17 protein-coding genes and 1 pseudogene are annotated in these 16,399 nt (G+C 59.5%); 12 read left to right on the top strand and 6 right to left on the bottom strand.

The window, feature by feature from the left end:
• Window positions 1–3: 3 nt before the first annotated feature.
• Window positions 4–222, top strand: a complete 219-nt coding sequence (locus ACWGZX_RS13275) for a DUF1289 domain-containing protein (protein ID WP_452628616.1) — start codon at window positions 4–6, stop codon at window positions 220–222.
• A gap of 217 nt (window positions 223–439) precedes the next feature.
• Window positions 440–850 carry a nucleoside diphosphate kinase regulator gene (gene rnk, locus ACWGZX_RS13270; RefSeq protein ID WP_452628615.1) on the top strand — a complete coding sequence of 137 codons (411 nt, stop codon included), beginning with the start codon at window positions 440–442 and terminating at the stop codon, window positions 848–850.
• A 6-nt stretch (window positions 851–856) separates the two neighbouring features.
• On the opposite strand, the gene ACWGZX_RS13265 is transcribed toward rnk, so the two are convergent.
• The 3 genes from ACWGZX_RS13265 to ACWGZX_RS13255 all read right to left on the bottom strand — a co-directional run bounded on the left by ACWGZX_RS13265 (window position 857) and on the right by ACWGZX_RS13255 (window position 4,670).
• Window positions 857–3,700 (bottom strand): class I adenylate cyclase, encoded by a 2,844-nt coding sequence (locus ACWGZX_RS13265; protein WP_452628614.1) that lies wholly within the window; start codon window positions 3,698–3,700, stop codon window positions 857–859.
• A 192-nt stretch (window positions 3,701–3,892) separates the two neighbouring features.
• Entirely contained in the window at window positions 3,893–4,138 is a 246-nt protein-coding gene (locus ACWGZX_RS13260) for a TIGR02647 family protein (RefSeq protein ID WP_452628613.1), read from the bottom strand.
• 235 nt (window positions 4,139–4,373) lie between these two features.
• Window positions 4,374–4,670, bottom strand: coding sequence for a hypothetical protein (locus ACWGZX_RS13255; protein WP_223517769.1), 297 nt, complete (start codon window positions 4,668–4,670; stop codon window positions 4,374–4,376).
• Between the two features lie 124 nt (window positions 4,671–4,794).
• On the opposite strand from ACWGZX_RS13255, the gene ACWGZX_RS13250 reads away from it, so the two are divergent.
• A complete protein-coding gene (locus ACWGZX_RS13250; RefSeq protein ID WP_452628612.1) occupies window positions 4,795–5,454 on the top strand; it encodes a glutathione S-transferase family protein in 660 nt (219 codons plus the stop codon).
• Window positions 5,455–5,583: 129 nt separating this feature from the next.
• On the opposite strand, the gene argH is transcribed toward ACWGZX_RS13250, so the two are convergent.
• Window positions 5,584–6,978, bottom strand: a complete 1,395-nt coding sequence (gene argH, locus ACWGZX_RS13245; protein WP_223517772.1) for an argininosuccinate lyase — start codon at window positions 6,976–6,978, stop codon at window positions 5,584–5,586.
• A gap of 346 nt (window positions 6,979–7,324) precedes the next feature.
• On the opposite strand from argH, the pseudogene ACWGZX_RS13240 reads away from it, so the two are divergent.
• The 8 genes and pseudogenes from ACWGZX_RS13240 to rsd form a co-directional block, all read left to right on the top strand.
• Window positions 7,325–7,441 (top strand): annotated as a pseudogene (locus tag ACWGZX_RS13240) (sensor histidine kinase); the annotation flags it as partial.
• On the top strand, window positions 7,438–8,184 hold the full coding sequence (locus ACWGZX_RS13235; protein ID WP_007942384.1) for a LytR/AlgR family response regulator transcription factor: 747 nt from the start codon (window positions 7,438–7,440) through the stop codon (window positions 8,182–8,184). The pseudogene ACWGZX_RS13240 and the gene ACWGZX_RS13235, both read left to right, overlap by 4 nt.
• Before the next feature lie 137 nt (window positions 8,185–8,321).
• Window positions 8,322–9,263 (top strand): hydroxymethylbilane synthase, encoded by a 942-nt coding sequence (gene hemC, locus ACWGZX_RS13230; RefSeq protein WP_452628611.1) that lies wholly within the window; start codon window positions 8,322–8,324, stop codon window positions 9,261–9,263.
• Complete coding sequence (locus ACWGZX_RS13225; protein WP_452628610.1) at window positions 9,260–10,027, top strand: uroporphyrinogen-III synthase; 768 nt, start codon at window positions 9,260–9,262, stop codon at window positions 10,025–10,027. The genes hemC and ACWGZX_RS13225 overlap by 4 nt, the downstream gene beginning before the upstream one ends.
• Window positions 10,028–10,043: 16 nt before the next feature.
• Complete coding sequence (locus tag ACWGZX_RS13220) at window positions 10,044–11,198, top strand: uroporphyrinogen-III C-methyltransferase (RefSeq protein ID WP_452628609.1); 1,155 nt, start codon at window positions 10,044–10,046, stop codon at window positions 11,196–11,198.
• Window positions 11,195–12,433 carry a heme biosynthesis HemY N-terminal domain-containing protein gene (locus ACWGZX_RS13215; protein WP_452628608.1) on the top strand — a complete coding sequence of 413 codons (1,239 nt, stop codon included), beginning with the start codon at window positions 11,195–11,197 and terminating at the stop codon, window positions 12,431–12,433. The genes ACWGZX_RS13220 and ACWGZX_RS13215 overlap by 4 nt, the downstream gene beginning before the upstream one ends.
• Before the next feature lie 228 nt (window positions 12,434–12,661).
• On the top strand, window positions 12,662–13,213 hold the full coding sequence (locus ACWGZX_RS13210) for a disulfide bond formation protein B (RefSeq protein ID WP_223517777.1): 552 nt from the start codon (window positions 12,662–12,664) through the stop codon (window positions 13,211–13,213).
• Between the two features lie 177 nt (window positions 13,214–13,390).
• Entirely contained in the window at window positions 13,391–13,849 is a 459-nt protein-coding gene (gene rsd, locus ACWGZX_RS13205; RefSeq protein WP_452629012.1) for a sigma D regulator, read from the top strand.
• A 58-nt stretch (window positions 13,850–13,907) separates the two neighbouring features.
• Here the strand turns inward: rsd and ACWGZX_RS13200 are convergent, their stop codons facing one another.
• Window positions 13,908–14,573 carry an FKBP-type peptidyl-prolyl cis-trans isomerase gene (locus tag ACWGZX_RS13200; RefSeq protein WP_223517778.1) on the bottom strand — a complete coding sequence of 222 codons (666 nt, stop codon included), beginning with the start codon at window positions 14,571–14,573 and terminating at the stop codon, window positions 13,908–13,910.
• Between the two features lie 192 nt (window positions 14,574–14,765).
• On the opposite strand from ACWGZX_RS13200, the gene ACWGZX_RS13195 reads away from it, so the two are divergent.
• Window positions 14,766–15,917: an AlgP family protein gene (locus ACWGZX_RS13195; RefSeq protein ID WP_452628607.1), complete on the top strand. Its 1,152-nt coding sequence runs from the start codon at window positions 14,766–14,768 to the stop codon at window positions 15,915–15,917.
• On the opposite strand, the gene ACWGZX_RS13190 is transcribed toward ACWGZX_RS13195, so the two are convergent.
• Window positions 15,914–16,378 (bottom strand): TIGR02444 family protein, encoded by a 465-nt coding sequence (locus ACWGZX_RS13190; protein WP_223517781.1) that lies wholly within the window; start codon window positions 16,376–16,378, stop codon window positions 15,914–15,916. The two genes, ACWGZX_RS13195 and ACWGZX_RS13190, sit on opposite strands and share 4 nt — an antisense overlap.
• Between the last annotated feature and the right edge of the window lie 21 nt (window positions 16,379–16,399).

Genomic DNA, 16,399 nt, shown 5'->3' with positions numbered 1-16,399 from the left:
ATTGTGACCGAGCCTGCCGTCGTTCGCCCGCCCAAGCCGCTCTACAGTAATGTCAGCCCGGCGGTGCCTTCGCCGTGCAGTGGTGTGTGCCGGCTGGACGAGCAAAAGGTTTGCCTGGGGTGTTTTCGCCATGTCGAAGACATCCGCGAATGGCGCTCGGCGGATGATGAACGGCGGCGCGTTATTTGTGCGCAGGCCGCCCTGCGCAAATCCTGCGTCTGACGCATAACCCCTGTAGGAACGAGCTTGCTCCCACAAGGTCTCTCTGTGCCATTTACAATTTCCACCTGTCGGCACCGTGGTCGCGCCTGACTTGTATATTTATTGAGCTGTGATAGTGTCCAGAAACGCCTCAACCCATCGAGGCTCCGTGAAAACCCCGTCTTTTTCTGGCGGGGTTTTGCTTTTTCTGCGCAGAAGAAAGGAGTCTGCCTCAATCATGACCGCACCTTCCATCACCCTTACTCGTCTGGACGTGCAACGTCTGGAGCGCCTGATCGACAGCCTGGATGACACGCTGCCGGGCGTAATCGCGCTGCAAACCGAACTGGATCGCGCCGATACCGTGGTCGGTCACGACGAAGTGCCTGCCGATGTCGTGACCATGAACTCCCGTGTGCATTGCCGTGAAGAAAGCAGTGGCAAGGACTATCACTTGACCTTGGTTTATCCCAAGAATGCCAACGCCGACGAAGGCAAGATTTCCATTCTGGCGCCGGTCGGCAGTGCGTTGCTGGGTCTCAAGGTCGGTCAGCACATCGACTGGCCGGCACCGGGCGGCAAGACTCTCAAGCTGACGTTGCTGGAAGTCGAATCACAGCCGGCCAATGGCGGCGAATTCCCGGAATAACGCCCCTCAGACCTGTTCGAGCGCCTCGTTCAACGAGCGCTCCAGGTCGGCCTTGTAGCGCAGGTACAGATTGCTGGAACTCTGACCGTCACCGATCAGGCCCGAGAGGTCCAGGTCGGTGATGTAGCAGCGATAGCGTTCCGTTTCGCGACGCTGCTCGACGATTTCTTGCGCGACCACGCTAAACAGTTGGTCGCCATGCTCGAGCTCTGAAAACTCTCGCTGATTGCAATACAACGTTACCTGCACCTTGCCCGGTGCGGCTTTGCCGATGATCGCCTGCACGTCGTAGAACGGCTTGTTGACTGGCGTTTGCGGCGCTGGCCGCACTTCAACCCGGCGCGCCCGCCCGGGGCCGGACGGCAGCAGTTGGTAATACAGCGTGTCCAGGCTCAAGGGCTGCGCGGCGTCCATCGGCAACAAGGCATCGCGCCGATACTGGATCGATTGCAGGAAACGTTGCAGCGGCACCAACAGACTTTGTTCGTCGTGACAGGGCAAGCGTTGTTGCCACAGCGCATTGAATTCATCCAGAACGTAGAGGTCGGCCTGATCCTCGTTGATTCTGTAGAACACCTGAATGCACTCGGGCTGGCCCATCGGCAGGATCAGCGCGAGGTCGAGGTCTTCCAGCGCCATCGGGTCCAGGTGCAGCGGGCTGTACTCTGCCAGTTCCTCCCCCAGGTAATCGATCAGCGCCGGCAAGGTGGCGATGGCGATGTGATGAACCTGGCCTGGCACCAACTCCAGCACGTGATAGTGCTGTTGGACCTGTATCAGGTAACGGTGATTGAGGTTGCTCAGCAGCAGGTTCTGCGCGGTGTCGATCACCTCTTCAACCCGTCGGGCAATGAACTGCGCACGGTTATGGCAGAAACAGCGAACCCGTAGTTTGGGCTGCTGTGGTCCGCTCGGCAGATTGTTGAGATAAGCGCTCAGGCAGTCGAGCAACGCGTGAGGGCCGTCGTAGCGGCTGACCAGCACTTCGTTCCAGCTGTTGAGCGTGACCTGGTCCAGCGTCAGCACCAGGTTCTCGCGGACCCCGGCATAGCTCAGGGAGTCGGTGCGCTCGGTGGTCATCAGGATGTTCAAGTCGCGATGGTGCTTGAGCGGATCGACGCCAACGTTCACCAGAATCAGCACCTCGCTCGGTACGCTGGCGCGCAGCAAAGGCTCCTCTGCGACGGTAGACAGGGGCAGCGCGATGCTCTGTTGCAGGCTGCCGAGCAGGTTGAACAGTTCGAACTCGCTCAGGTCGCTGGTTCCGGGGTGCAGGGCGAGCCGCGTGCTGCTGTCGATCACGCCATTGCGGTGGCACCAGGTCAGGAGTTCCAGTAGTTGGCGGCTGCGCTTGATCGGCGCGAAATGCTCCCACTCCTGAGCAGTCAGGCTGCCGTTGTACAAATCCCATTGGGTTTGCCCCGGCTCTTTCTTGTTGGGTGCCTGCACCAGCGTCAGCGTGTCTTCGGCCAGGTCCGGGGCGATGCCGGGGTTGATGAATTCGATCTTGTCGGCCTTGCGCTCGAAGGCGGCGTACAGCCGGCGACCCAACACGTTGAGGTCGCGCTTGTTGATCAGGCTGACGGTCTGTTCGGTGCGGGCGAACTGGGTCAGGAAGCGGTAGCTGTAGTTCAGTTCGTTGACCAGCGCGCGGCGTTCGGCGCTGACCTGGCGCACTTTCCATTGGCTGCGGCTATCGAGCAGCGCCAGTTGCCGTTGATCCCATTCCCATTCCTGAGCCAGTCGCTCAAGCAATGAGCGTTGCCAGCTTTGAGTGCGGCTGTTGCCAGTGAGTTTGCGATTGACCTTCAGGTACAGCGCGCGGCGCACCAATTCCAGCCGTTCCGGTTCGCCCCGAGCCATGAGGTATTCCTCGATGCGCCGGTAGACCACGATGTAAGGGTCCAGCTCGTCGAGGTCCAGTTGATTGGCGAACACGGCTTGCTTGAAACGCAGGCTCAGGCAATGAACCTTCGGGTGTTCGCTGGCGTAGACCTCGGTCAGCAGCAGTTTGAGCACCGACTTGTAGGGCGACTCGATGCCCTTGAACAACTGCCAGAGCCCGGCGCCGATGAATTCGCCGGGAGGAATGTAGGCCAGATGCCCCAGGTCCAGGCTTTCATCGGCACGAATGAAGCGTTTAGACAGGAGCGTGTGGGTATATCGGTCGTAGGCTGATTCTTCGTAGACCGGCACTAGCCACCAGATGGGTGTGCGGCCAGCCAGCCAGATGGCGGTGCGGTAGAACTCGTCCAGCAGCAAGTAGTGCTGGGTGGTGCCGCAGTCTTCGGAACTCAACCGGGAATCGCGCTCGCCAAGCACGAAGCGCGTTGGGTCGATCAGGAAGAAATGCGCCTCGGCACCCTGGCTGGCAGCCCAGATCTCCAGTAGCTGGCACTTTTTACGCAGCTCAGCGAGTTCGCTTTCGCTGAGGTCCGGCGCATGACAGACCCAAACGTCCATGTCGCTTTGATCGGCTTGAGCCAGCGTGCCAAGGCTACCCATCAGGAACAGGCCGTGGATCGGTCGCGGCGGATTGCTGCCGTGGCGCGGTTTGTAAGAGAACGAGCGAGTCAGGCGTTGCGCTTCAGCGAGGGCATTGGCACCCGGCTCGAAGTTCGACAGCCCGGCCGGCGTGCTGCCGGAAACATACCCCGGCAATAACGGATGATTGACGTGGAAAAACAGCGGTAGCAGTGTCAGCACCGTTTGCTGGCGGGTCGACAACCCTTCCATGGCCCGGGCCATGCGACCTTCATTAAGCTTTAGAAAGCGTGCACGCAGTTGGCTGAGAACCTTGCGGTCGATTCCCTCGTCCAGATCAGGGCGGATTTCATGGGTGCGGGTCATGTCAGCTCAAACCGGCTCGCGAGGCTCGGAAATGGGGTCGGCGGATGAGGGGCAGTTTAGCGCCTCGGGCCTGGCACTTTTAAGCTGAATTTGGATTTTGACGTCAGATTTATATCGCGGGTCGACGGCGGGTCACCGGGTTAGCCCGCGGAAATCCCGTTGCAGGGGTTTCCGTGGGCGATGCGGTGTTCTTCAGGCTGTTACTTCGGCGTTAAGAATAGTCAGCACGGATTGCACATTTTGCGCGGCGTCACGACCCAGGCTGGTCAGGTAACCGCCATCAGGCTTATCGGTCAGTTCTTTTTCAAAAAGGCGTTTGGCGGCGGCAATGTGTTTCGGGGCAGCGGTCTGATGAATTTTCAGACCTTCCTGGGAACTGTCCAGGTTGAAGAGTGCGAGGACTTCCAGTTCGGCAACCAACTCAGGGGTAAGCGACATAAGGACTCCAGACTTTCTAGGAATTGGACGATAGCGCCCCTAAGGTGAGCCCACTTGTGCGGCATGTCCAGTGCCTGCATCAGGGTTTTTTCACCTCGGGAAGCATTCCCCTGCAGTGGTGCGGCAGCGGGGTGCTGTAGGAGCAAGGCTTGCCCGCGATTGTCGCACCGCGATCTGTCAGATGAATCGTGTCATCGTTCATCGCGGGCAAACCTTGCTCCTACCAGCTTTTGGCTTACTTCTTTTCTGGTGGCAATTCCGGCAGCGCACGCAGCGCTGTTTCGTACCATTCAGTATTGAACGCGCGGTCTTCTTCGAGGATCGCGTCGATTTCTACCGCTAAAACGTGGGCCATCAAGTTGAGGATTTCCTCGCGCTCGTAACCGACCAGCGTCAGCTTATTGAAAGTTGCCTTGGCCGCAGGCGGGTTGTCGCTTTCGATCTGGTTTTCGATGGCTTCGATCAGAGTGTTTTCGGCGAACTCTTCTTCGTCGATTTCGTCGTTGTTGATGCCGGGGGTTGGCTCGCTCATGGCAGGCTCCTCAAGTTAAGGCGGCCAGTTTACCTGCATTCAGCGCTGTGATGCTGCTGGCAAGAAACGCTTGGGCGTTCTATAAAACAGGACTGCCAACCCCGCACGGCCTGGAGGCTATGTGATGTTCAAGCTTTATGGATTTTCCGTCAGCAACTACTACAACATGGTGAAACTGGCACTGCTCGAGAAGGGACTGCCGTTCGAAGAAGTGCAGTTTTATGGTGGCACTACCGCAGAAGCGCTGGCCATCAGCCCGCGCGGCAAGGTGCCAGTGCTGCACACTGAGCATGGTTTTATCAACGAAACCGCGGTGATTCTCGAATACATCGAGCAAAGTCAGAAAGGCACGCCGCTGCTCCCAAGTGACCCTTTCGAGCGTGCGCAAACCTTGGCGTTGGCCAAGGAAATCGAGCTGTACATCGAGCTGCCGGGGCGCATGTGCTACGGCGAGGCGTTTTTTGGCATGCAGGTGCCGGAGGCGATCAAGGAAAGGACCAAAGCCGAGTTGCTGCTGGGGTTTGCCTCGTTGGCCCGGCACGGCAAGTTCGCTCCTTATGTGGCGGGGAGCAGCCTGAGCATTGCGGATGTGTATTTCCTGTACAGCGTGCCGCTGGCGTGTGCTGTGGGGCAGAAGCTGTTTGGCCTGGATTTGTTGGCCGAGATGCCGGCGGCCAAGGTATTGCTGGAGCGTCTGGGTGACAATCCGAATGTGCGGCAGATTGCGGCAGACAGGGAGGCGGCGATGCCAGCGTTTATGGCGATGATCGCGTCCAAGAGGTGAGATTTGTAGTGTTCTGAAGTCAGTCATCGCGAGCAGGCTCGCTCCCACATTGGATCTCCAGTGAGCACAGATTTTGTGAACACCAAAGATCCCCTGTGGGAGCGAGTCTGCTCGCGAAGCTTTTAGCTTTTAGCGGCTGGCGAGCAGTGCCTGACCGCGAACCACTGCCAGCTTGACCTGTGCCGGCGCAGTGCCGCCGATATGGTTGCGCGCATTGACCGAACCTTCCAGGGTCAGCACGGCAAACACGTCCTGATCAATCTGGTCGCTGAATTTGCGCAGCTCTTCCAGGCTCATTTCCGCCAGGTCCTTACCGCTTTCCACGCCGTACTTCACCGCATGGCCAACGATTTCGTGGCAGTCACGGAATGGCAGGCCGCGGCGCACCAGGTAGTCGGCCAGGTCGGTGGCGGTGGAGAACCCGCGCAACGCCGCTTCGCGCATCATCGCGTGCTTGGGTTTGATCGCCGGGATCATGTCGGCAAAGGCTCGCAGCGAGTCGCGCAGGGTATCGGCGGCGTCGAACAGCGGCTCCTTGTCTTCCTGGTTGTCCTTGTTGTAGGCCAGCGGCTGACCCTTCATCAAGGTCAGCAAGCCCATCAGCGCGCCGAAGACACGGCCGGACTTGCCGCGAACCAGTTCTGGCACGTCGGGATTTTTCTTTTGCGGCATGATCGAGCTGCCGGTGCAGAAACGGTCCGGCAGATCGATGAACTGGAACTGCGCGCTGGTCCACAGCACCAGTTCTTCGGAGAAGCGCGACAGGTGCATCATCGCGATGCTTGCCGCCGAGCAGAACTCGATGGCGAAGTCACGATCGGACACGTTGTCCAGCGAGTTGCCGCCGACGGCGTCGAAGCCCAGCAGCTGCGCGGTGTATTCGCGGTCGATCGGGTAGGTGGTACCGGCGAGCGCGGCGCTGCCTAATGGCATGCGGTTGGTGCGCTTGCGGCAGTCGACCAGACGCTCGTAGTCGCGGCTGAGCATTTCGAACCAGGCCAGCATGTGGTGCCCGAAGGTCACGGGCTGCGCGGTTTGCAGGTGGGTGAAACCGGGCATGATGCTGCCGGCTTCGCGCTCGGCCTGCTCCAGCAAGCCTTTTTGCAGGCGGGTAATTTCGCCCAGGATCAGGTCGATCTCGTCACGCAGCCACAGGCGAATGTCGGTGGCAACCTGATCGTTACGACTGCGGCCGGTGTGCAGCTTCTTACCGGTGACGCCGATGCGATCGGTCAGGCGCGCCTCGATGTTCATGTGCACGTCTTCGAGGTCGATGCGCCAGTCGAATTGACCGGCCTCGATTTCACCCTGGATGGTGTTCAGGCCATCGATGATGCTGTCGCGCTCGGCATCGGTCAGCACGCCGACCTTGGCCAGCATGCTGGCGTGGGCGATCGAGCCCATGATGTCGTGGCGATACAGGCGCTGGTCGAAAGTGACGGAGGCGGTGAAGCGGGCGACGAAGGCGTCGACGGGTTCACTGAAGCGGCCGCCCCAGGACTGATTGGTCTTGTCAGTGCTCATGAATTCGCTCGTATCGGCTGGAGAAAAGTGACGTTGAAAGCTGTCGCGGATAATAACAGGGTTGCCAATCCTGTCGCTGACACTGGTCGATACGTTTTTTTCTTATACCTCGGTCCATACTCAAGGTAAGTCTTTGCGAAATTGCGCAACGATATTTGTCAATTGAGCAATATCGTCCCGGCAACCGTCTACAGTTGGACAGTAGTATCCGCGCACTTCTTGGTGCAACAACCGACTATAAGAAGAGGGGGTGTTCATATTGTGTATCGGCAAACCCTACGGCGATCCCTCGCTAACGCGGGCCAGAGCCTCCGATCACGCGGCAGTTGAAAATTTAGCCGCCGATTTCGCGGCACTTTTTGGCCCTCGCGCTAGTCTTAGCGTGGATCGCGGTGACGGACGTCACTTCACCTGTCTACGCTATCCTTGTGCGAGACTCACGCAGGAATCCAGCGCAATATGAATGTCCTGATCGTTGATGACGAACCCTTGGCCCGCGAGCGCCTGAGCCGAATGGTCGGCGAACTCGAGGGATACAGTGTCCTGGAGCCCAGCGCCACGAACGGCGAAGAGGCGTTGGCTCTTATCGACAGTCACAAGCCGGATATCGTGCTGCTCGATATCCGCATGCCAGGCCTCGATGGCCTGCAAGTGGCTGCGCGGTTGTGCGAACGCGAAACTCCGCCCGCGGTGGTGTTTTGTGCAGGACCCGATGAATTTGCCGTGGAAGCCTTACAGGCCAGCGCCGTAGGCTATGTGGTGAAACCAGTGCGTACTGAACATCTTCACGAAGCATTAAAGAAAGCCGAGCGACCCAACCGTATCCAGCTCGCTGCCCTGACACGCCCCGCAGCCGAAAGTGGCAGCGGTCCCCGTAGCCACATCAGCGCGCGAACCCGGAAGGGGATCGAGCTGATCCCGTTGGATCAGGTGGTGTACTTCATTGCCGATCACAAATACGTGACCTTGCGCCACGAAGGCGGCGAAGTGTTGCTGGATGAGCCGCTGAAGGCCCTTGAGGATGAGTTTGGCGACCGATTCGTGCGTATCCACCGCAACGCGCTGGTCGCCCGCGAGCGCATCGAACGCCTGCAGCGCACACCTCTGGGACATTTCCAGCTGTTCCTTAAAGGCTTGAACGGTGACGCATTGATCGTCAGCCGGCGGCATGTGGCCGGCGTGCGCAAGATGATGCAGCAGCTTTAAACCGCCATTCACCGGCGAATTTTACACCCGCTTGCAGGACGTCAAGGCCAGGGAGGCCACGCAGTTTCTGATACAAGTCAAAGTGGATTTGGCTGAGCTGTTATTATCCGCCGTATCTATTCAGTACGGATTGATCCATGTCCACTCGCGAAATCCGCATCGCCACCCGCAAAAGTGCCCTGGCCCTATGGCAGGCCGAGTACGTCAAAGCCCGTCTGGAAGAGGCCCATCCCGGTCTGCTCGTGACGTTGGTACCCATGGTCAGTCGCGGCGACAAGCTGCTGGACTCGCCACTGTCGAAAATCGGCGGCAAGGGCCTGTTCGTCAAAGAACTGGAAACCGCGCTGCTGGACAACGAAGCCGACATCGCTGTGCACTCCATGAAAGATGTGCCGATGGACTTCCCCGAAAACCTCGGCCTGTTTTGCATCTGCGAGCGTGAAGACCCGCGCGATGCTTTCGTCTCCAACACCTACGCCAGCCTGGACGAATTGCCAAAGGGCAGCATCGTCGGTACCTCCAGCCTGCGTCGTCAGGCACAGTTGCTGACCCACCATCCGGATCTGGAAATCCGTTTCCTGCGTGGCAACGTCAATACGCGCCTGGCCAAGCTCGATGCCGGTGAATACGACGCCATCATCCTCGCTGCCGCTGGCCTGATTCGCCTGGGCTTTGAAGACCGCATTACGTCGGCGATCAGCGTTGACGACAGCTTGCCGGCCGGTGGCCAGGGCGCCGTCGGTATCGAATGCCGCACGGCGGACAGCGAAATTCATGCCTTGTTGGCGCCGTTGCATCATCAGGACACCGCCACTCGCGTGACCGCCGAACGTGCGCTTAACAAACATTTGAATGGCGGTTGCCAGGTGCCGATCGCCTGCTATGCCGTGCTGGAAGGCGAACAGATCTGGTTGCGTGGTCTGGTCGGTGACCCAAGTGGCGGTCTGTTGCTCAGTGCCGAGGCCCGAGCGCCACGCGCCGACGCCGAATCCTTGGGCATACAAGTGGCCGAAGACCTTTTGAGCCAGGGCGCTGACGATATTCTGAAAGCGGTTTATGGCGAGGCAGGTCACGAGTGACGGGTTGGCGCTTGCTGCTGACGCGCCCTGCGGATGAGTCCGCGGCACTGAGCGATATTCTTGCGCAAGCGGGGATATTCAGCAGCTGCTTGCCGCTTTTGGAAATCGAGCCGATTCCAGTCTCTGACACAATGTGCGCGGCGATTCAGAGGCTGGATCGTTTTTGCGCGGTGATCGTGGTCAGTAAACCCGCGGCCAGAATCGGCGTCGAGCTGGTCAGCCAGTATTGGCCGAATCCCCCTGCGCTGAAGTGGTTCAGTGTAGGCGCCGCCACCGCGCAAATCCTTGAAGACGGCGGGCTGGACGTGATCTGTCCAGCCGAAGGTGATGACAGCGAAGCATTGCTTGAGCTTGCGCAGTTGCGCGAGGCTATCATCCGGCCCGATCCGCGAGTGTTGATCATGCGCGGGGAGGGCGGGCGCGAACTCCTGGCTGAGCGTTTGCGCGAGCTTGGTGCTAGTGTCGAGTATCTGGAGTTGTACCGCCGTGGCCTGCCTCACTACCCGCTGGCGGCACTGCCTGACCGGATCGAAGCGGAACGCTTGAACGGGCTGGTGGTCAGCAGTGGGCAAGGTTTTGAGTATCTGCATCAACTGGCCGGCGCTGCCTGGCCACAATTGGCGCGGTTGCCGTTGTTTGTTCCAAGCCCCAGGGTCGCCGAGCTGGCACGTGCTGCCGGGGCCCAAACAGTTGTGGATTGTCGTGGCGCCAGCGCCGCGGCATTGCTGACGGCGTTGCGGGAGCACCCCGAACCCGTTCTCTAACGCAAAGGATGGATACGTGAGCGAAACTGCCTTGCCTAAAGATGACGCCCGGTCGGTGCTCGATGCGCCGGTTGAAGCACCGGTTGAAACTGCACCGCCTGCCGCCGTGCAGCGCCCAGGCAATCGGCTGGCAATCGTCGCGCTGTTGCTCGGCGCTGCCGGTGTTGCGGTGGGTGGTTGGGGCGTCTGGCAGGTGCGTCACCTGCAGGCCAATAACCAGCAGCAACTGGCTCAGGTACAGGCGCTGAACGATCAGGCGCAAAACCTCAAGCTCAATGAGCAACGCATTAGCGCACGCCTGGAGCAGTTGCCTGCCGTTGATGAACTGGAAGCGCGCGCCCGTCTGGTGACACAGTTGCAGGGCGATCAACAGCGCCTGAACCAGCGCCTGGAAACCGTCCTCGGTGCCAGCCGCAAGGACTGGCGTCTGGCCGAGGCCGAGCACTTGCTGCGGCTGGCCAGCCTGCGTCTGTCGGCATTGCAGGACATCAGCAGCGCCCAGGCGCTGGTGCAGGGTGCCGACGAAATTCTCCGTGAACAAAACGATCCGGGCTCCTTCGCCGCTCGCGAGCAAGTAGCCAAAACCCTGGTGGCGTTGCGCAGCACCGAGCAGCCGGATCGCACCGGGTTGTTCCTGCGACTGGGCGCTTTGCGTGATCAGGTGATCGACCTGACCGAGCTGGCGCCCGAGTACAAGGACCGGGGGGATTCGCTGCTGGGCCTGACTGCCGATGGCGACGGTGCCAGTCGTTGGGCGCAGTGGTGGGATCAGATCTCTCGCTACATCCGCATCGACTTCAACGCTGACAAAAATGTTCGGCCACTGTTGGCCGGGCAGAGCCTGAGCCAGGTGCGTCTTGCCCTGAGCCTGGCACTGGAGCAGGCACAATGGGCCGCGCTCAATGGCCAGGCAGCGGTTTACACCCAGGCGCTGGCGGAAGCACGGGATGTGTTGACCGGCAACTTCAACCCGGACAATCCCCAGAGCAAAGTGATGCTTGAGCAGGTGGGTGAATTGAGCAAACAACGGGTCACGGTCGTGACGCCGGATCTGACCGGTACGCTAAGCGCTGTCCAGGGTTATCTGGAGCGACGTAACGTCAACGCCGAAGACTCGATCAAGCCGATGGCTAAACCGGCTGCAGATACCGTTCAGGAGGCAACGCCATGAAACGCCTCTATGTGGTCGTGTTCCTGGTGATCGCCGCTGCTGCTGCGCTGGGATTGGCGATTGCCGAGCATGCCGGTTACGTGCTGATTGCCTACAAGAGCTTTCGTTACGAATCGAGCCTGTGGGCGACCCTGGCGTTGGTCGCGGTATTGTGGCTGGTGTTCTGGGGCATCAAGGTGTTGATTGAGCTGGTGATGACCTCCAGCGGCGTGGTCAATCCCTGGTCGCGCCGTAATCGCAGCCGTCGGGTGCAAGTGGCAATCGAGCACGGTCAGTTGGATTTGGCAGAAGGTCGCTGGGCGAGTGCACAGCGTCATTTGCAGCGGGCTGCCGAAGCCGAGCGCCAACCATTGCTCTTTTACCTGGGCGCTGCTCGTGCCGCAAACGAACAAGGTCATTACGAAGAAAGCGACAACTTGCTGGAGCGTGCACTCGAGCGCCAGCCGCAGGCTGAATTGGCGATTGCCTTGAATCACGCTCAATTGCAGACCGACCGTGGCGATACCGACAGCGCCTTGGCAACGCTTCAGGTCATGCATGAGCGTCATCCCCATAACGCCCAGATGTTGCGCCAGTTACAGCGCCTGCTGCAGCAGCGTGGTGACTGGTCGGCGGTGATTCGCCTGTTGCCCGAGCTGCGCAAGGATAAAGTCCTGCCGCCCGCCGAATTGGCCGAACTGGAGCGCCGTGCGTGGGGTGAAAACCTGTCTCTGGCGGCGCATCAGGAAGAGGACGGCAAGATCGGTTTGCAATCGCTCGGTCGCGCTTGGCAGCAGCTTACCTCAGCTCAGCGCCAGGAGCCTCAACTGGTGCTGGCCTATGCCGAGCAGCTGCGGCAGCTGGGCGCGCAGGTCGAAGCGGAAGAGGTGTTGCGCACCGCCCTCAAGCGCAATTACGACAGCCATCTGGCGCGTCTGTATGGGCTGGTTCGCGGCAGCGATCCCGCTCGACAGCTACAGACTGCCGAGGGCTGGCTCAAAGGTCATCCGGGCGACCCAAGCCTGTTGCTGACATTGGGCCGCTTGTGTCTGCAAAACAGTTTGTGGGGCAAGGCGCGAGATTATCTGGAAAGCAGCCTGCGGGTTCAGCGCAATCCGGAAGCCTGTGCAGAATTGGCGCGATTGCTGGCGCAACTGGGTGACACTGAACGCAGTAATCAGCTGTTTCAAGAAGGGCTCGGGATGCTTGACGAGCGCCTGCTGGCGGCACCGCTTCCGGCGCTGGCTCACGCGTGAAGTGCTGAGCAAGGGGCGCTCAAAGGGCGCTCCGAAGGCTTAAAAGTCGCCGCGTGTTTAGCTTTGTAGTCCCTTGTCGGCATCGTCCTACAGTGGACTACATCAATTCCTCTCGACGCTGTCGGGAATTCCCTACACTTCTGGTGAAGTGTCCGTGCCGGCCTGCCTTGAAAGGCTGGCGCGCTTTCCTCTACCGTAACCACCTGTCTCTACTGGTACGGAAACGCCATGTCTTTGGCCTGCTCACGCTCCTTGTTTTTCATGATTTTCATTACAGGCTCCCTGGCCTTGGGTGTTTCCTTTTACCTGGAATATGCGGTCGGACTCAGACCTTGCGGCTTGTGCCTTTTGCAGCGTCTTTGCCTGGTGTTACTAACGGGTGTTTGCCTGACGGCCTCCGTGCAAGGGCCCGGGCGTTTTGGATCATTCCTGTATTGGTTGCTCGGCTTTTTCTGCAGCCTCGCGGGCACGATTACGGCGTGGCGGCAGATTTTGTTGCAGAGTGATCCTTTGCATGAGTTATCGACATGTCCGCCCAACCTGGAAGCGGCGTACGAGAACATGCCCTGGTTATGCCAAGTCACGCAGATGTTCCAAGGGGATGCCGATTGTGCCGAGATTTCCTGGACGTTATTCGACCTGAGCGTTCCGGAATGGAGTCTGTTGCTCTTTGTAGCGATGACGATACTGGGGATTTATCAGTTGCTGCACATCGTCTGGCTTGCGTGTGAGCGACCGCTCAGCGGCGAGTCGTCGCACCGGGTGCAATTGAGCGATTAAACACTTGTATGAACTTTATCTGCTGCGTACCTTGAAGCCACAGCCGCGCGGGCATAATCTGGCCCGCACGTGTCATTGGAATTATGTTGCTCGATGGCGCTCTGCCTGACCGGTACTTGACCTTCAAGTGTGCGGCAGGTGTAGGGCAGCATGACCCACAAGGGAAGAGAGATCACCATGCTCGAAAGTTGTCAGAATGCTCAGGAACGTTGGGGTGGAGTGCATCTGCTGATCGATCGTTGGTTGCAGGAACGTCACGAGCTGGTTCGAGCCTATGATGCTCTCGGCGCCAAGCCAGAGGCTCTCGGCGACAACCGCAAGCCGTTGCAGGAGTTCTGCGGCGTGCTGGTCGATTACGTGTCTGCCGGACACTTCGAGATCTACGAGCAGTTGACGGGGGAGGCCAAGGCCTTCAACGACAAGCGTGGTCTGGAACTGGCCGAGACCATCTACCCGCGCATCGATGTCATCACCGAGAAGCTGCTGGCGTTCAATGACCTGTGTGATGCAGGCAATTGCGTCGCGGAGAAATTCAAGGAATTGGGCGGCCTGTTGCACGAACGCTTCGAGCTGGAAGATTGCCTGATCGAAGTGTTGCACACGGCTCACAAGGAAGAGGACTCGGTTCAGGCCTGAGTCTCCTTCTGCAAGTTAAAAACGGTGCGCTATGCGCGCCGTTTTTTGTGTCCGCGATTCAGCTGGTGGCGCCGCGCAATTCGACTTCAAACACGAGTGGTGTGAACGGTGCAATCAGGTCGCCGGCACCCTCCGCACCATAGGCCTGAGACGATGGAATCACCAGCCGCCATTTCGCACCAACCGGCATGTTTTGCAGTGCACTGCGCCAGCCGCTGATCACGCTGTCGAGGCTGAACCACTGCGGCTGACTGTTCTGATCGAACACCGTGCCATCCGGCAGGCGCCCGACATACAAAACCTGGACCTTACCGTCAGGGCCAGCCTTGGCCCCCGTACCGGGAGTCAGCTCGGTCAGCAATACACCATCCGCTAATTCGCGAACGCCCGGCCTGGCTTTTTCTTCAGTGAGAAAACGCTGCTCTTTTTCGAGTGCGGCTTCGCTTTGCGGGAGTGCCGGTTGCTCGGCGATCCGGGCTTCATGCTCGGCCAGGATCTGCTCGATCTGCTCGTCTTTCAATGCCAGCGGCTTGCCTTGATACGCTTGTTGCAAGCCTTCCAACAGTGCCTGAAGTTGCAGGTCGGGAACCTCCTGGCGCAGGCGTTCACCGAGGCTCGCCCCCAGGCTGTAGGCAAGATCGTGAGCGTTATTTGCGGAGGTTTTTTCGTCGGCCTGAGCCACCGAAAAAAACACGCACAGCGATAAAAAAAGGTAGCGCGACATGGGCACTCTCCAGCCTGAGATGCGCTGGATTATGCCAGTGTGAATGCGCACAAAGGTGAACTGGTTTTGCGCAAGCGCAGAAGATTGTCGATCCGTTGCAACGCAGCGCTTTCGATACTGTCAACATGCCCTAGCGGCGGTAGCAGCAGAGGTCTAGTATGAGCCGCACCCACGTCAGCCAGGAGGTAAACCATGTCGGCCACCAAGAAGCCTGTAAATACCCCGTTGCACTTACTCCAACAACTGTCGGGCAGCCTGCTCGATCATTTGGAAAACGCTTGTTCACAAGCTTTGGCTGATGCTGAAAAACTGCTCGCCAAACTGGAAAAGCAGCGCGGAAAAGCGCAAGAAAAATTGCACAAGTCCCGTACTAAATTGCAGGACGCCGCGGCGGCCGGCAAGGCCAAGGCACAAGCCAAAGCCAAGGGCGCGGTGAGTGAACTTGAGGAATTGCTCGATGCCCTCAAAGATCGTCAGTCGCAAACTCGCAGCTACATTCTGCAACTCAAGCGCGATGCTCAAGAAAGCCTGAAACTGGCCCAGGGCGTCGGTCGTGTCCAAGAGGCTGTCGGCAAGGCATTGTCCCTGCGCGCGGCCAAGCCTGCTGCGGCACCTGCCAAGAAAGCCGCTGCCAAACCCGCTGCTGCAAAAGCATCGGCTAAACCTGCCGCTAAAACAGTTGCTGCGAAACCTGCCGCCAAGCCAGCCGCTGCGAGAACCGCTGCTGCCAAGCCCGCTGCAGCAAGAACCGCAGCAGCCAAACCCGCTGCCAAACCGGCCGCTAAAACTGCAGCTGCGAAACCAGCCGCCGCGAGAACTGCCGCTGCCAAGCCTGCCGCGAAACCAGCTGTAAAAGTTGCAGCCAAGCCAGCCGCAAAACCAGCTGTAAAAGTTGCAGCCAAGCCAGCCGCGAAACCGGCTGTAAAAGCTGCGGCCAAGCCAGCTGCAAAACCGGCTGTAAAAGCTGCGGTCAAGCCAGCCGCGAAACCGGCTGTAAAAGCTGCAGCCAAACCTGCTGCTAAACCGGCTGCCAGAACTGCTGCTGCGAAACCCGCTGTTGCCGCCAAGCCGGCCACCGCCGCCAAACCTGCCGCAGCGAAACCAGCCGTTAAACCGGCTGCAGCAAAACCGGCTGCAAAACCAGCAACCAAGCCTGTAGCCAAAACTGCTGCTGCCAAACCTGCTGTTGCCAAGCCGACCCCTGCGCCCGCTGCCAAGCCAGTGGCTCCAGCGCCAGCCGCATCGGCTGCACCGGCAGCAACCACCTCGACAGCCACGACTGCGCCAACGCCAGCCGCACCGTCGAGCTCCAGCACCAGCACCACCCCAACCAGCGCTTCCTAAGTGCCGGTTACCGCGACGCGCAGCTGATGCAGCGCGTCGCGGTCCAGGTTGGCGGCGCCGGCCGCCACACCTTCCAGCCAGGCCGTTAGATCGGTCGCCTCACCCTGCGGCCAACTCTGCGCCGTTCGCTCCAGTCGCAACAACAGATGTCGCTCGGCTTCCAGCTCAAGTGCCTTCACTTGTTCGCGCAACTTTTTCAATTCTGCATCTTCAGTCGCGCAGGCTTTCCATTGCATACGCAATGCGCGCAGCGGTTGCACAACATCCGCATCCCAAGGTTGTGCTTCGTCGCGTAGCCGCTGTAATCGCTGTTCATTGCAGGCGACGCCACGTTGTCCCAACCACGATCCACAGAGCAGCAAACAAACATTGACGCCTGCCGACTGCAATTGCAGGCAAGCGCGTTCAACGCCGGGACGGGCGTAAGTCGTCAGGGAAAAGCTCCACAGGTCAGAGGACATAGTGCTACTCGCGCCAGTTGC

This window comes from Pseudomonas sp. CLCA07 (assembly GCF_053615335.1).
Note: the sequence above shows the minus strand (reverse complement) of the source record. Positions and strands in the feature narration are given on the sequence as shown.